The following is a 15158-nucleotide window of genomic DNA, read 5'->3' as shown; positions in this document are numbered from 1 at the left end:
CCAAGTGGCCATGAACGAAATCTCCGCTCCTGAGCAATACGATCTGCAAACCGCTGCCCTGAAGGTGCCGCCGCATTCCATCGAGGCCGAACAGGCCGTGCTCGGTGGCTTGATGCTGGACAACAACGCCTGGGAACGCGTGCTGGATCAAGTCTCGGACGGTGACTTCTATCGTCATGACCACCGCCTGATCTTCCGCGCCATCGCCAAGCTGGCCGACCAGAACTCACCGATCGACGTGGTAACCCTGGCCGAGCAGTTGGACAAGGAAGGCCAGACCTCCCAAGTGGGTGGCCTGGGCTACCTCGGTGAGCTGGCGAAAAACACGCCGTCCGTCGCCAACATCAAGGCCTATGCCCAGATCGTCCGCGAGCGCGCCACCCTGCGCCAGTTGATCGGCATCAGCACTGAAATCGCCGACAGCGCCTTCAACCCCGAAGGCCGCACTGCTGCCGAGATCCTTGACGAAGCCGAGCGGCAGATCTTCCAGATTGCAGAAGCACGGCCCAAGACCGGCGGCCCGGTCAGCGTCAACGACCTGTTGACCAAAGCCATCGACCGCATCGACACCCTGTTCAACACCGACGCGGCTATTACCGGTATTTCCACCGGCTACACCGACCTCGACGAAAAGACCAGCGGCCTGCAGCCGTCCGACTTGATCATCGTCGCCGGCCGTCCGTCGATGGGTAAGACCACCTTTGCGATGAACCTGGTGGAAAACGCCGTTCTGCGCAGCGACAAGGCGGTGCTGGTGTACTCCCTCGAGATGCCAGGTGAATCGCTGATCATGCGTATGCTCTCGTCTCTTGGCCGTATCGACCAGACCAAGGTGCGTTCCGGTCAACTTGAGGATGACGACTGGCCGCGCCTGACCTCGGCGGTCAACCTGCTCAACGACCGCAAGCTGTTTATCGATGACACCGCCGGTATCAGCCCGTCCGAAATGCGCGCGCGTACCCGGCGCCTGGTGCGTGAGCATGGCGACATCGCCCTGATCATGATCGACTACCTGCAGTTGATGCAGATCCCCGGTTCCAGTGGTGACAACCGTACCAACGAGATTTCTGAAATCTCTCGTTCCTTGAAGGCGCTGGCCAAGGAATTCAACTGCCCGGTGGTGGCGTTGTCCCAGCTCAACCGTTCCCTGGAACAACGTCCCAACAAGCGTCCGGTGAACTCCGACTTGCGGGAATCCGGAGCGATCGAGCAGGACGCCGACGTGATCATGTTCGTTTACCGCGACGAGGTGTACCACCCCGAGACGGAACACAAGGGCATTGCCGAAATCATCATCGGCAAACAGCGGAACGGCCCGATCGGGTTTATCCGGTTGGCGTTCATCGGCAAGTACACGCGTTTCGAGAACCTGGCGCCGGGTAGCTACAACTTCGACGACGACGAGTAGTTTCAAGCACTTGTAAGGGCCTCATCGCAGGCAAGCCAGCTCCCACATGTGGAATGCGTTCTCCTGTGGGAGCTGGCTTGCCTGCGATGGGGTCACCACAATTCCGACTACTACCGTCGGAATTGGTCAAAATTTGTGCTATATTCCGCGCCCGCGATTTTTCATCTTCACACCGGTCACCGTCATGCAAACAGCCAAGCCGTTATTTGACTATCCCAAGTACTGGGCCGAATGTTTCGGTCCTGCGCCATTCCTGCCGATGAGCAGGGAGGAGATGGATCAGCTTGGCTGGGATTCGTGCGACATCATCATCGTCACCGGTGATGCCTATGTTGACCACCCATCGTTCGGCATGGCGATCATCGGCCGGCTGCTGGAGTCCCAGGGCTTTCGCGTCGGGATCATTGCGCAGCCGAACTGGCAGTCCAAAGACGACTTCATGAAGCTCGGCGAGCCGAACCTGTTCTTCGGCGTCGCGGCCGGCAACATGGACTCGATGATCAACCGCTACACCGCCGACAAGAAAATCCGCTCCGACGACGCCTACACCCCCGGCGGCATGGCTGGCAAACGCCCCGACCGTGCAAGCCTGGTGTACAGCCAGCGTTGCAAGGAAGCCTACAAGAATGTACCGATCGTACTCGGCGGCATCGAAGCTTCCCTGCGCCGCATCGCCCACTACGACTACTGGCAAGACCGCGTGCGCAACTCGATCCTGATCGACGCCACCGCCGATATCCTGCTGTACGGCAACGCCGAGCGGGCCATCGTCGAAGTTGCCCAGCGCTTGTCGTGGGGCCACAAGATCGAAGACATCACCGATGTGCGCGGTACTGCGTTCATTCGCCGTGACACGCCGGCGGGCTGGTACGAAGTGGACTCCACGCGCATCGACCGTCCGGGCAAGATCGACAAGATCATCAACCCGTATGTGAATACCCAAGACACCCAGGCCTGCGCCATCGAGCAGGAAAAAGGTCCAGTCGACGATCCGGAAGAAGCCAAGGTTGTGCAGATCCTCGCCAGCCCGCGTATGACCCGTGACAAGACCGTGATCCGCCTGCCATCGGTGGAAAAGGTCCGCGGCGACGCGGTGCTCTATGCCCACGCCAACCGCGTGTTGCACCTGGAAACCAACCCAGGCAACGCCCGTGCCTTGGTGCAGAAGCACGGAGAAGTGGACGTGTGGTTCAACCCGCCGCCCATTCCTATGACTACCGAAGAAATGGACTACGTGTTCGGTATGCCTTACGCCCGCGTGCCGCACCCGGCATACGGCAAGGAAAAGATTCCGGCCTACGACATGATCCGTTTCTCGGTGAACATCATGCGTGGCTGCTTCGGCGGCTGCACCTTCTGCTCGATCACCGAGCACGAAGGCCGCATCATCCAGAACCGTTCCGAAGAGTCGATCATTCGCGAAATCGAAGAGATCCGCGACAAAGTGCCGGGCTTCACCGGCGTGATCTCCGACCTCGGCGGCCCGACGGCGAATATGTACCGCATCGCCTGCAAAAGCCCGGAAATCGAATCCGCGTGCCGCAAACCGTCGTGCGTGTTCCCTGGGATCTGCCCGAACCTGAACACCGACCACTCGTCGTTGATCCAGCTGTACCGCAGTGCCCGTGCGTTGCCGGGTGTGAAGAAGATCCTGATCGCTTCCGGCCTGCGCTACGACCTGGCCGTCGAGTCGCCGGAGTACGTCAAAGAGCTGGTCACCCACCACGTCGGTGGCTACCTCAAGATCGCCCCGGAACATACCGAGGAAGGTCCGCTCAACCAGATGATGAAGCCGGGCATTGGCAGCTATGACAAGTTCAAGCGCATGTTCGAGAAGTACACCAAGGAAGCGGGCAAGGAGCAGTACCTGATCCCGTACTTCATCGCCGCCCACCCCGGCACCACCGATGAAGACATGATGAACCTGGCCCTGTGGCTCAAGGGCAATGGCTTCCGTGCCGACCAGGTGCAGGCGTTCTACCCGTCGCCGATGGCCACCGCCACCGCGATGTACCACTCGGGCAAAAACCCGCTGCGCAAGGTCACCTACAAGAGCGACGCGGTGACCATCGTCAAGAGCGAGGAGCAGCGCCGCCTGCACAAGGCGTTCCTGCGTTACCACGACCCGAAGGGCTGGCCAATGCTGCGTGAAGCATTGACCCGCATGGGCCGTGCCGACCTGATCGGGTCGGGCAAGGACCAGTTGATCCCGCTGCACCAGCCGTCCACCGACAGCTACCAGAGCGCCCGGCGTAAGAACTCGACGCCGGCCGGCAGCCATAAGGTCGCCAAGGAAACCACCACCAAGATCCTCACCCAGCACACCGGCCTGCCACCCCGTGGCAGCGACGGCAGCAACCCGTGGGACAAGCGCGAGCAAGCCAAGGCTGCGGCCCAGGCGCGCAATAAGCAGGCGGCCAAAGAGCGCAGCGATGCGGCCAAGGGCAAGGGCGGCAAGCCTACGCGCAAGCCGGTTGTGCCGCGTTGATCGACGCCTGAAATGCAAAACGCCAGCCTCGTGCTGGCGTTTTGCTTTCTGGTCGGTGGTGAGTCTGTTTGGTAAGGTGGCGCCCATTAGATTGCTGTCGCAGGCAAGCCAGTTCCCACACTTGGAACGCATTCCCCTGTGGGAGCTGGCTTGCCTGCGATGAGGCCGGTCTGGGCACTCTCGATTTCAAGGAAGAACACTATGGGCAACCCCTTGCTCAACATCGGCATGGACTCCAACCGCTCCCAATTCATGGCGCGCCAGCGCATTGAGAGCCAGATCAACCTGCCGCGGCTGTTCGCCGTCATTGACGCCGACCCCAGCATCGTCGGCGCTGGCGTGGTGTACATCGACGCCGACTTCAACGTGATCACCCTGCGCGAATTCAAGCCCATCTGCAGCATCAAACCCAAGCGCGTCATTTTGCGCGAGGCGCAGAAGTACATCTCGCCGGCGCAGTTCGTCGAGCAGGTGAAGACCGACCCCCGTGAAGGGCGACTCCAGAAGGAGGCCTTTGATATGGGGCTTTCCTGTGGGGCGGCGGTGATCGGTTGGATCGTGGTGTTCAGTGGCAGCGTCGCCGTACCCTTCACCGCCGGCGCCAGTGCTTTTGTGGTGGGTATTGGTGTCACAGCGGCGCTGGCCAGCAGTGCTCAGTGCGGGTTTGGCGTGGCCCGTACCTATAACGAGATCCTTGACCCAGATGCCAACGACCGCATGGACGACGCCCAGTGGTATGGCGCGGTGTCACCGATTCTCGATGCCGCGTCGTTGGTCGGGATCGGAACGGGAGCCTTCACCACATTAAGGCTACTCAAGGCCAAAAAAGCCGCTGCGTTGGGCAAGAGCTGGTATGAATTGCTCAAGGGCTTGAATCGCCAGGAGCGCAAGAAGTTGACCCAGGAATTGCTCAGTCTCAAAGACCCAAGCCTGACCCCCAAGTTGCTCAAGTTGCAGCAGCGCGCCGGCACATTGCCCAAGCGCTACAGCTCCACGGAAATTCGTCATGCCACGCTCACCCAGCTCAAGGACGCCTTGGGCGGCATGTTGGGTATCTGGGGCAGCTATCGAACCGGTCACGTTGGCTCGGCATCGACGCTTGCCATTGGCCTGTATGAGGAACTGACGGAATGAAGGGGTTTCCCGATAGGCGCAGTTTCCTTGCGCGTTATTTTCCGGTGTTCATGGGCACCATCTTCATGGCAATTTTCTCTGGTTCGGTGGCTGTCTCCACGGCGGGCGTGACCTATTTGCGCGGTGTTGAGCCGGCGCTCAAGGCCAACTACTCCGGGGCTGCAATCCTGGTGCTGGTGGCAGTGTTGGTGTTTGGCAATGTGATGATTGCACGCGGGTATCCCTGGGCGACCCGGCTGGTGGCGGGCTACCTGGTGTGTTGCCTGCTGTTCGTGTTGCCGATGATTCAATACGGCCTCAATACCCTGGTGTACGGCTCGGCGGTGCTGTTTCCGCTGCTGGGCTTGCTGCTGCTCAACAGTAAGCGCCATCGTGAAATGCGCCAGCGGTTACTTGAAATACGTCACCTGCGTCGGGCGGTGATTGCGCAACGCAAGGCCCGTTGATTAGGTAGGTTTATTGGCGGTAGGTGGCCTGTTTGTTAGGGTGGCGCCCATCAGATTGCTATCGCAGGCAAGCCAGCTCCCACAGGGGAATGCATTTCAAGTGTGGGAGCTGGCTTGCCTGCGATGAGGCCGGTCTGGGCACTTTCAATGTCAAGGAAGAACACTTATGGGCAACTCCTTGTTCAACATCGGCATGGATTCCAACCGCTCTCAATTTATGGCGCGCCAGCGCATCGAGAGCCTGATCAATCTGCCACGGCTGTTTGCGGCGATCGATGCTGACCCCGGCGTTGTCGGTGCTGGCGTGGTGTATATCGATGCCGATTTTAATATCGTCACTCTGCGCGAATTCAAGCCCATCTGCAGCATCAAGCCAAAGCGTGTCATCCTGCGCGAGGCGCAGAAATACATCGCGCCGACACAATTCGCTGATCACGTAGTAAACAATCCACGGGAATCCAGGCTGATCGGCGAGGCCGTAAATACCGGAATCTCTTGCCTGGGTGCTGTCATCAGTTGGGCTGCGATTGCCAGCGGTACTATTCTGGTTCCTTTCAGTGCCGGCGCGAGCTCAGTCATTGTGGTGGTGGGGTACGCGGCCGCAGGCGCGAGTTCGCTCCAGTGCTTCAATGGCATTGCCCGAACGACCCTTGAGGTGGCCAAGCCTGAGGTAAACGATTGGCTCGACAGTGAAGGCTGGTACCAGAATGCATCCATTGTGCTGGACGCGGCATCGTTGGCCGGTGTGGGCGCTTCAGCCCTGACGACGGTCAAGCTGGTCAAGGTCGCTAAGGCATCGACGGGCAAGAGCCTGCGGGAAGTGCTACGCGGCTTGAACCGTCAGGAGAGGGCCAAGCTGACCAAGGAACTACTGAGCATCAATGATCCCAGCCTGACCTCGAAGATGCTCAAGCTCAGGCAGGCATCGGGTGAGCTCTCCAAGCGTTTCACCCCGACGCAACTCAAGCAAAGCACCAGTACTCAGATCAAAGATATCCTGGGAGCGACCGTCGGGTTCGGAGGCAGCGCCTACTCTGGGAACGTCAATACCATTGCGATAGGCTTGTACGAGGAAATAAACGAATGAGTGAGCTGATGACGCTGCGCGACTTCTTCAGGCGTCACTTCTTGACGTTTCTGGGCGGCGTATTTGCTGCGTACTTTTCGCTGGCACTTGCAGTGGCGCTGGCTTTCGTTACCTATTTTCGTGATGCGCCCCTTGCTCAAGTCGGGCTCAAGATCCTGGTCGCAGGTGCATTGCTTATCTTGTTGACGGTCCATAGCAACTTTATGATCCTGCGGGGCAAACCTTCATGGGCATGGGTGATGGTCGCCATCTACGCTGCCTGTCTGTTGTTTGTGCTCCCCATGATTCAGTACAACCCACACAGGGTTCTCTATAGCCTGTCGCTGATTTTCCCGCTGTTCGGCCTGCTGGTGCTCAACAGCAGCGGGCAGCGAGAGATGCGGGCAAAACTTGTGCAAATCCGTCAACTGCGCCAAGCCCTGAATACCAGGCGTACTACGCCTTAACTGGGTAGATTCACCACCTGCACTCAGCCCGGCGCTACAAATGTGTGCAGCGCCTGCACCATAGCCGCAACGTTGGCGCTGTTTTGGTGCTGTACTGCACCGGGCCTGACGTTTTAGTGCAATGACTGCTGCTGTGGCATAAGTCTTGCGCGCGTTGTGCTTATGCCCTGGCTCGCAGGAGGCCGCCGTGTCGATTCATGTCGCGTTGCACCACGTTACGCATTACCGCTACGACCGTGCAGTTGAACTCGGCCCGCAGATCGTGCGGCTACGCCCGGCGGCCCATAGCCGTACGCGGATACTGTCCTACGCGTTGAAGGTGTTGCCCGAGCAGCATTTCATCAACTGGCAGCAAGACCCCCAGGGCAATTACCTGGCGCGCCTGGTGTTCCCGGAAAAGACTGACGAGTTGCGCATTGAAGTCGACCTGGTCGCCGAGATGGCGGTGTTCAATCCGTTCGATTTTTTCCTCGAGCCCTACGCCGAAAATATCCCGTTCAGCTACGCCGCCGATGAGCAGCGCGAGCTGGCGCCGTATCTGGAAACCTTGCCGCTGACGCCAAGGTTGGCTGCGTACCTGGCCGGTATCGATCGCACGCCGCTGCCTGCTGTGGATTTCCTGGTCGGCCTCAACCAGCGCCTGGCCGCCGATATCGGTTACCTGATTCGCATGGAACCGGGCGTGCAAACTCCGGAATTTACCCTGGAAAACGCATCCGGCTCTTGCCGCGACTCGGCCTGGTTGTTGGTGCAATTGCTGCGCAACCTCGGATTGGCGGCGCGATTTGTCTCTGGTTATCTGATTCAACTGACCGCCGACGTCAAAGCCCTCGACGGCCCGTCCGGTACCGAGGTGGACTTCACCGACCTGCACGCCTGGTGCGAAGTGTATTTGCCCGGCGCTGGCTGGATTGGCCTGGATGCCACGTCCGGGTTGTTCGCGGGTGAAGGGCATATCCCGTTGGCCTGTAGCCCCGATCCATCGTCCGCCGCGCCCATCAGCGGGTTGGTGGAGCCGTGCGAATGCGAGTTCACCCATGAGATGTCGGTGGAGCGCATCTGGGAAGCGCCACGGGTGACCAAGCCCTACACCGAAGAACAATGGTTGGCGATCCAGGCCCTGGGCCGGCAGATCGACGGCGACCTGCTCAAGGACGACGTACGCCTGACCATGGGCGGCGAGCCGACCTTCGTCTCTATCGACGACCCAGACGGCGCCGAATGGAACACCGCAGCCCTGGGCCCGGACAAGCGTCGCCTGTCCGCCGAGCTGTTCCAGCGCCTGCGCCAGCACTATGCGCCCAAGGGCCTGGTGCATTTCGGCCAAGGCAAGTGGTACCCCGGGGAGCAATTACCACGTTGGTCGCTCAACTGTTATTGGCGCCGCGATGGCGTGCCGATCTGGCACAACAGCGCGCTGATCGCCGATGAGCAAGAGGACTACGGCGCCGATGGGGTGATGGCCGGGCGTTTCCTGGCCAGCGTCGCCGAACGCCTGAAACTGCCGGCGCGCTTTGTGTTCCCGGCGTTCGAAGACAATTTCTACTACCTGTGGCGCGAAGGGGCGCTGCCCCAGAACGTCACTGCCCAAGACCCGCGCCTGAGCGACGACCTGGAGCGTGAGCGCCTGCGCAAAGTCTTCAGCCAGGGCCTGGATAAAATCATCGGCCAAGTGCTGCCGCTGGCACGGACTGCGGCCAATGACCGCTGGCAGAGTGGGCGTTGGTACCTGCGCGACAACCATTGCCGCCTGGTGCCGGGGGATTCGCCGCTGGGCTATCGTCTGCCGCTCGCTTCGCAGCCCTGGGTGACGGCGGCAGAGTATCCGTTTGTGCATCCGACCGACCCTAACCAGGATCAGCCGGAGCTGCCGACCAGCGCCCAGTTGCAAAACCATGGCGAGCCCGCGCCGGGTGATGAGCGTGTGCCCAAGGTCGACGAGTCCGCCGACTGGCTGACCCGTACCGCGCTGTGCGCCGAAGCACGGGGAGGGCGCCTCTACCTGTTTATGCCGCCGCTGGAGCGCGTCGAGGATTACCTGGAGCTGGTGGCTGCCATTGAGGCCACCGCCGAAGAGCTGCATTGCCCGGTACTGCTGGAAGGCTACGAGCCGCCAGCGGATACGCGCCTGAGCAATTTCCGCGTCACGCCAGATCCCGGTGTCATTGAGGTCAACGTACAGCCATCCGCCACCTGGGACGAGTTGGTGGAACGCACCGAATTCCTCTACGAAGAGGCACGGCAAACCCGCCTGACCACCGAGAAGTTCATGATCGACGGGCGCCATACCGGCACCGGTGGCGGTAACCACTTCGTACTCGGCGGCGCGACGCCCAAGGATTCGCCCTTCCTGCGCCGACCGGACCTGCTGCGCAGCCTGATCAGCTACTGGCATAACCACCCGTCGTTGTCCTATTTGTTCTCCGGCCTGTTTATCGGCCCCACCTCCCAGGCACCCCGGGTGGATGAGGCGCGCAACGATGCGCTGTATGAACTGGAAATCGCCTTCGCGCAGATGCCGGCACCGGGCGAGGAGTGCCCGCCATGGTTGGTGGATCGCCTGTTGCGCAACCTGCTGATCGACGTGACGGGTAATACCCATCGCGCCGAATTCTGTATCGACAAACTCTACTCACCCGACGGCGCCACGGGCCGACTGGGCCTGCTGGAACTGCGCGCCTTTGAAATGCCGCCCCATGCGCGCATGAGCCTGACCCAGCAGTTGTTGCTGCGGGCGCTGGTCGCGCGGTTCTGGCGCGAGCCCTATGCGCCGTCGAAGCTGGCGCGCTGGGGCACAGAACTGCATGACCGTTTCCTGTTGCCGCACTTTATCGAGCAGGACTTTGCCGACGTGATCGTCGAGCTGAACGCGGCTGGTTACCCGCTGCGTGCCGAATGGTTCGCGGCGCATCTGGAGTTTCGTTTCCCCAAGGTGGGCGACTACGCCGTCAGCGGTATCGAACTGGAACTGCGCCAGGCCTTGGAGCCTTGGCATGTGCTGGGCGAGGAGGGCGCAGTGGGTGGCACGGTGCGCTATGTGGATTCGTCCCTGGAGCGCCTGCAAGTGAAGTTGAGCGGGTTGCCGCCGCAACGTTACCTGCTGACCTGCAATGGCGTGCCGGTGCCGCTGCAACCGACCGGCCGCGTCGGTGAGTTCGTGGCGGGCGTGCGTTACCGCGCCTGGCAACCGGCCAACTGCCTGCAACCGACCATCCCCGTGCATGCGCCGCTGGTATTTGACCTGCTCGACACCTGGATGCAGCGTTCGTTGGGCGGCTGCCAATACCATGTGGCGCACCCGGGCGGGCGCAATTACGACAGCCTGCCGGTGAATGCCAATGAGGCGGAGAGCCGGCGCATGGCGCGGTTTTTCCGCTTGGGGCATAGCCCGGGCAAGCTTGTGGTGCCGACTGTAACGGTAAACGATGAGTTGCCAATGACCCTGGATTTGCGGCGTTTCACAAAAAATAAGGAATGAACATGATCCAAGTGTGGGAGGGCTTTTGTGGCGAGGGAGCTTGCTCCCGCTGGGGTGCGAAGCGCCCCCAATAGCAGGCGACTGCTGCGCAGTCGAGCGGGAGCAAGCTCCCTCGCCACAACAAGCCAGCTCCCACATTGGATCGTAGTGAATTTGAGTTAACCTGACTTCCCTTGCCTCTGCCGAGCGTTCCATGTCCGACTTGCTCGACCGTTACCCGCTCACCGCGGGCACCTATCACGAACTGCTGGACGCCAGCGGCGCGGTGCGTGCCCATTGGCGGCGCTTGTTCGATCACCTGCAACGCAGCACGCCCGCACAACTGGCCCAGCGCCAGGCGTTGCTGACGCGCCAGATCCAGGAAAACGGCGTGACCTACAACGTCTACGCCGATCCCAAGGGCGCCGACCGCCCCTGGGAGCTGGACCTGTTGCCCCATGTGCTGGCGGCCGAGGAGTGGCAGCAACTGTCGGCCGGCATCGCCCAGCGTGCGCGCCTGCTCAATGCGGTACTGGCCGACCTGTATGGCCCGCAGCGCTTGATCAAGGAAGGCTTGCTGCCCGCCGAACTGGTGTTCGGGCATAACAATTTTCTGTGGCCGTGCCAGGGTATCCAGCCGCCCGACGGTGCGTTCCTGCATCTGTACGCGGTCGACCTGGCACGCACGCCGGATGGCCGCTGGTGGGTCACCGCCGACCGCACCCAAGCCCCGTCGGGCGCCGGCTACGCCCTGGAAAACCGCACCATCGTGTCCCGCGCCTTCCCGGACCTGTACCGGGATATGCAGGTGCAGCACCTCACCGGTTTCTTTCGCACGCTGCAGGAAACCCTGGCGCGCCAGGCCCCTGGCGATGACCAGCCGCCACTGATCGTGCTGCTCACGCCGGGGCGTTTCAACGAAAGCTATTTCGAACACCTGTACCTGGCGCGTCAGCTCGGCTACCCCCTGGTAGAGGGCGGCGACCTCACCGTGCGCGACAGCACCGTGTTCCTGAAAACCCTCAGCGGCCTGCGCCGGGTGCACGCGATCATGCGTCGCCTTGATGATGATTTCTGCGACCCGCTGGAACTGCGCACTGACTCGGCGCTCGGCGTGCCGGGCCTGCTCGACGCCGTGCGTCAAGGCAACGTGCTGGTGGCCAATGCCTTGGGCAGTGGCGTGCTGGAGTCCCCGGGGTTGCTGGGCTTTTTGCCCAAGATCAACGAATTTTTGTTCGGTGAAACCTTGATCCTACCGTCGATTGCCACCTGGTGGTGCGGCGAAGCGCCGGTGCTTGCCGAAGCCCTGGAAAAACTCCCGGAACTGCTGATCAAGCCGGCATTTCCCTCACAAAGTTTCGCCCCGGTGTTTGGTCGCGACCTTGACGACGAACAGCGCCAGGCCCTGGCCGAACGCATGCGTGCGCGGCCCTATGCCTATGTCGCCCAAGAGCTGGCGCAACTGTCTCAGGCACCGGTATGGCACACCGTGGATGACCACTTGCAACACCGTGCCATCGGCATGCGTGTCTACGCCGTGGCCAGTGAAGACGGTTATCGGGTACTGCCTGGCGGCTTGACTCGCGTGGCGGCCGACGCCGATGCCGAGGTGGTGTCGATGCAGCGCGGCGGGGCGAGCAAGGACACCTGGGTGCTCGGTGAGCGCGCGCCGGGTGGCGAGCAGTGGCGCGCCCAACGCACCATTGGCGCCTATGACCTGGTGCGCCGCGATCCCTATTTGCCCTCGCGCGTGGTGGAAAACCTGTTCTGGTTCGGTCGTTACTGCGAGCGCTGCGACGACAGTGCGCGCTGGCTGCGTATCGTACTGGCGCGGTATGTCGATGGCGACGATCCGCTGGCGTTGCAGGCCGCCGTCGAACTCGGCGAAAGCCTGCGCCTGTTGCCGGAGGAGGGCGAGCTGCCGGAGCGCCTGCTCGCCGCCTTGCTGGGTGATGACTGGCCTTCAAGCCTGCGCGCCAATTTGCAGCGCCTGCAGTGGGCGGCGTCCCAGGTGCGCGGCAAGTTGTCCCGGGAAAACTGGCAGGCCCTGGTGGAGCTGCAACGCGAAGCCATGGAACTGGAAAGCGACACTGCAGACTTTGGCGAGCTGCTCGACTTTCTCAACCGCCTGGTGATGTCCCTGGCGGCACTGTCCGGGTTTGCCCTGGACGACATGACCCGCGATGAGGGCTGGCGCTTCTTGATGATGGGCCGGCGTATCGAGCGTCTGCAGTTTCTGAGCAGCAGCCTAGCGGCGTTCCTGCGTGGCGTGGCCGTGTTCGATCAGGCCGGGCTGGAATGGTTGCTGGAGCTGGGCAACAGCAGCATCACCTACCGCTCGCGCTACCTGGCGGTGCCGCAGTTGATCCCGGTGCTCGACCTGCTGCTGCTCGACGAGCAGAACCCCCATGCGGTGCTGTTCCAGCTCAAGTTGGTGAGCCGCACCCTGCGCCGTCTCAATGATGATTTTGGCGTGCCCCGTGAAACCGGGCTGGTGCCTTTGGTCGAGTGCCTGGCGCGTTTTGACCTGGGCTGCCTGGAGAACGGCCTGTTTGGCGAAACCAGCGTGCGTGCCGCGCTGGACGGCCTGGCCGACTTGCTGCAAGCGGTGGCCGATGAAAGCGGGCAGGTGTCGGATCGCCTGGCGCTGCGCCATTTTGCCCACGTGGATGATGTCAGCCAGCAAACGGTGTCGGTGTAATGAGTGCGCGCTACCAGATTTTCCACGATACCCATTACCACTATGACAGCCCGGTGTCCCTGGCCCAGCAACTGGCGCATCTGTGGCCAAGGCCGTGCGCCTGGCAGAAGTGCACCTGGCAGCAGTTGGATATCAGCCCGGAACCCACCTCGCGCCGCGACGAACTGGACGTATTCGGCAACCCGATCACTCGCCTGGCGTTCGAACGGCCCCATGATGAATTGCTAGTGAACGCCGGGCTCACCGTGGAAGTGCTGGCGCGACCCGCTCTGGACTTCCAGCGGTCGCCGCCCTGGGACCACACCCGCGACAGCCTGACTTACAGCAGCCAGGCATTGAGCGCCGAACTGATCGAAGCCTGTCGTTATCGCTTCGAGTCGCCCTATGTCCATCTGAAGAAAACTTTCGTCGAGTTCTCCGAAAGCTGCTTCCCGCCCGGCGAGCCTTTACTGCTGGGCACGCAGGCATTGATGGAGAAGATCTTCAGCGAATTCACCTTCGATGCCGAAGCCACCCAGGTCGCCACGCCACTGGTTGAAGTGCTGGAGCGCCGTCGCGGCGTGTGCCAGGACTTCGCTCACCTGATGCTTGCCTGCCTGCGTTCCCGTGGCCTGGCGGCGCGCTATATCAGCGGCTACCTGCTCACCCAGCCACCGCCCGGCCAGCCACGGCTGATTGGCGCGGATGCTTCCCATGCGTGGGTTTCGGTGTTTTGCCCGGTATCAGGCTGGGTGGATTTTGACCCGACCAACAATGTGCAGCCGGCGCTGGAGCACATCACCCTGGCCTGGGGCCGGGACTTTTCTGATGTGTCGCCATTGCGGGGGGTGATTCTGGGGGGAGGCAGCCACGACCCGGAGGTGCGGGTGACGGTGATGCCGCTGGAATGAAAAACGATCATTCCCACGCTCTGCGTGGGAATGCCTGCTGTGACGCTCTGCGTCACCCTTGCGCTGGCTTCAAGCCTGGTGCGGGACGCGGAGCGTCCGGGGCTGCATTCCCACGCGGAGCGTGGGAACGATCATTCAGCTGGGTCTTTCGGGGTTTCGGTCTCGTCAGTTGCCGCTTCACCTTCGGCATCCGGGTTCAGCGCGCCGGCTTCTTCCTCTGCAGCGGCTTTCTTGCGTTGCAGCTTTTCCTCTTTCTTCTGTTCCTTGGCCAAGTCTCTCTGACGTTTGGCGAAGGAGTAATTAGGTTTGGCCATGGGCGATCCTCTAGGGTCGAAGGTGAGGGTGGGCGGCGCGCAGCTGCCTCGGGTCGTCATGGTAGCAGCTTCAGGGGGCCCTTTGCTTTCACTTACCGCAGGCGTAGGCAGCCAGAAGGCCGTTGAACAGGTGATTGAGGTGCATGGCATGAACTCCCGTGAGTGATGGGCCGATCATAATCAGGGTGCGGCAGTTTGGCTGGTTGATTGTGTTGATGAAGCTGATAGCCTAAAGTTGTATACAATCTGTTGATTCAGATCATAAGAACTCAAGCCTGATTGAGGCACCCTTACCGCAATCCGCGTTTTTAAAACCCTGCCTTGGAGATTCACATGTTTGCCAAACTCGTTGCTGTTTCCCTGCTGACTCTGGCGAGCGGCCAGTTGCTTGCTGCAGAGTGCAAGGTCACTGTCGACTCCACCGACCAAATGTCGTTCAACACCAAAGCGATTGAAATCGACAAGAGCTGCAAGCAGTTCACCGTTGAGCTGACTCACTCGGGTAACCTGCCCAAGAACGTGATGGGCCATAACTGGGTGCTGACTACCGAAGCCAATATGCAACCGGTGGCAACCGACGGCATGGCTGCGGGGATCGACAAGGATTACCTGAAAGCCGGTGATGAGCGCATCATCGCCCACACCAAGATCATCGGTGCCGGCGAGAAAGACTCGGTGACCTTCGACGTCTCCAAGCTGAAGGCCGATGAGAAATACAGCTTCTTCTGCTCGTTCCCAGGCCACATCTCGATGATGAAAGGTGCTGTGGTTCTGAAGTAAGACCGCG

At 61.2% G+C, this 15158-nt stretch carries 11 protein-coding genes; 10 read left to right on the top strand and 1 reads right to left on the bottom strand.

Going from position 1 to position 15158, the window contains the following annotated elements; genetic code table 11:
- The first annotated feature begins 10 nt into the window (after window positions 1–10).
- The 9 genes from dnaB to AC4PS6_RS14925 all read left to right on the top strand — a co-directional run bounded on the left by dnaB (window position 11) and on the right by AC4PS6_RS14925 (window position 14057).
- Window positions 11–1408 carry a replicative DNA helicase gene (dnaB, locus tag AC4PS6_RS14965; protein ID WP_003188079.1) on the top strand — a complete coding sequence of 466 codons (1398 nt, stop codon included), beginning with the start codon at window positions 11–13 and terminating at the stop codon, window positions 1406–1408.
- Window positions 1409–1592: 184 nt separating this feature from the next.
- Complete coding sequence (locus tag AC4PS6_RS14960) at window positions 1593–3896, top strand: YgiQ family radical SAM protein (protein ID WP_003188080.1); 2304 nt, start codon at window positions 1593–1595, stop codon at window positions 3894–3896.
- 201 nt (window positions 3897–4097) lie between these two features.
- Window positions 4098–5030: an Ssp4 family T6SS effector gene (gene ssp4, locus AC4PS6_RS14955; protein ID WP_014716676.1), complete on the top strand. Its 933-nt coding sequence runs from the start codon at window positions 4098–4100 to the stop codon at window positions 5028–5030.
- A complete protein-coding gene (locus tag AC4PS6_RS14950) occupies window positions 5027–5476 on the top strand; it encodes a hypothetical protein (RefSeq protein ID WP_014716677.1) in 450 nt (149 codons plus the stop codon). Before ssp4 (AC4PS6_RS14955) ends, AC4PS6_RS14950 begins: the two co-directional genes overlap by 4 nt.
- Before the next feature lie 166 nt (window positions 5477–5642).
- A complete protein-coding gene (ssp4, locus tag AC4PS6_RS14945) occupies window positions 5643–6563 on the top strand; it encodes an Ssp4 family T6SS effector (RefSeq protein ID WP_014716678.1) in 921 nt (306 codons plus the stop codon).
- On the top strand, window positions 6560–7009 hold the full coding sequence (locus AC4PS6_RS14940) for a hypothetical protein (protein ID WP_020301625.1): 450 nt from the start codon (window positions 6560–6562) through the stop codon (window positions 7007–7009). Before ssp4 (AC4PS6_RS14945) ends, AC4PS6_RS14940 begins: the two co-directional genes overlap by 4 nt.
- Window positions 7010–7196: 187 nt before the next feature.
- Window positions 7197–10487 (top strand): transglutaminase family protein, encoded by a 3291-nt coding sequence (locus AC4PS6_RS14935; protein WP_020301624.1) that lies wholly within the window; start codon window positions 7197–7199, stop codon window positions 10485–10487.
- Window positions 10488–10680: 193 nt separating this feature from the next.
- A complete protein-coding gene (locus AC4PS6_RS14930; protein ID WP_336826792.1) occupies window positions 10681–13167 on the top strand; it encodes a circularly permuted type 2 ATP-grasp protein in 2487 nt (828 codons plus the stop codon).
- On the top strand, window positions 13167–14057 hold the full coding sequence (locus AC4PS6_RS14925) for a transglutaminase family protein (RefSeq protein ID WP_020301622.1): 891 nt from the start codon (window positions 13167–13169) through the stop codon (window positions 14055–14057). Before AC4PS6_RS14930 ends, AC4PS6_RS14925 begins: the two co-directional genes overlap by 1 nt.
- 131 nt (window positions 14058–14188) lie before the next feature.
- Here AC4PS6_RS14925 and AC4PS6_RS14920 read toward each other — a convergent pair whose 3' ends face one another.
- Window positions 14189–14371: a hypothetical protein gene (locus tag AC4PS6_RS14920; RefSeq protein WP_014716683.1), complete on the bottom strand. Its 183-nt coding sequence runs from the start codon at window positions 14369–14371 to the stop codon at window positions 14189–14191.
- A gap of 333 nt (window positions 14372–14704) precedes the next feature.
- Between AC4PS6_RS14920 and azu the strand changes: the two genes are divergently transcribed.
- Window positions 14705–15151, top strand: a complete 447-nt coding sequence (azu, locus tag AC4PS6_RS14915; RefSeq protein WP_014716684.1) for an azurin — start codon at window positions 14705–14707, stop codon at window positions 15149–15151.
- Window positions 15152–15158: the final 7 nt, after the last annotated feature.

It is taken from the genome of Pseudomonas sp. DW-iso17 (assembly GCF_058725345.1).
Note: the sequence above shows the minus strand (reverse complement) of the source record. Positions and strands in the feature narration are given on the sequence as shown.

What these genes read in the sequence shown, in the direction of transcription:
- AC4PS6_RS14960 (WP_003188080.1), top strand. Translation starts at nt 1,593, where the DNA reads ATGCAAACAGCCAAGCCGTTATTTGACTATCCCAAGTACTGGGCCGAA.
- AC4PS6_RS14925 (WP_020301622.1), top strand. Translation starts at nt 13,167, where the DNA reads ATGAGTGCGCGCTACCAGATTTTCCACGATACCCATTACCACTATGAC.
- ssp4 (WP_014716676.1), top strand. Translation starts at nt 4,098, where the DNA reads ATGGGCAACCCCTTGCTCAACATCGGCATGGACTCCAACCGCTCCCAA.
- AC4PS6_RS14940 (WP_020301625.1), top strand. Translation starts at nt 6,560, where the DNA reads ATGAGTGAGCTGATGACGCTGCGCGACTTCTTCAGGCGTCACTTCTTG.
- AC4PS6_RS14950 (WP_014716677.1), top strand. Translation starts at nt 5,027, where the DNA reads ATGAAGGGGTTTCCCGATAGGCGCAGTTTCCTTGCGCGTTATTTTCCG.
- ssp4 (WP_014716678.1), top strand. Translation starts at nt 5,643, where the DNA reads ATGGGCAACTCCTTGTTCAACATCGGCATGGATTCCAACCGCTCTCAA.
- azu (WP_014716684.1), top strand. Translation starts at nt 14,705, where the DNA reads ATGTTTGCCAAACTCGTTGCTGTTTCCCTGCTGACTCTGGCGAGCGGC.
- AC4PS6_RS14920 (WP_014716683.1), bottom strand. Translation starts at nt 14,371, where the DNA reads ATGGCCAAACCTAATTACTCCTTCGCCAAACGTCAGAGAGACTTGGCC.
- AC4PS6_RS14930 (WP_336826792.1), top strand. Translation starts at nt 10,681, where the DNA reads ATGTCCGACTTGCTCGACCGTTACCCGCTCACCGCGGGCACCTATCAC.
- dnaB (WP_003188079.1), top strand. Translation starts at nt 11, where the DNA reads ATGAACGAAATCTCCGCTCCTGAGCAATACGATCTGCAAACCGCTGCC.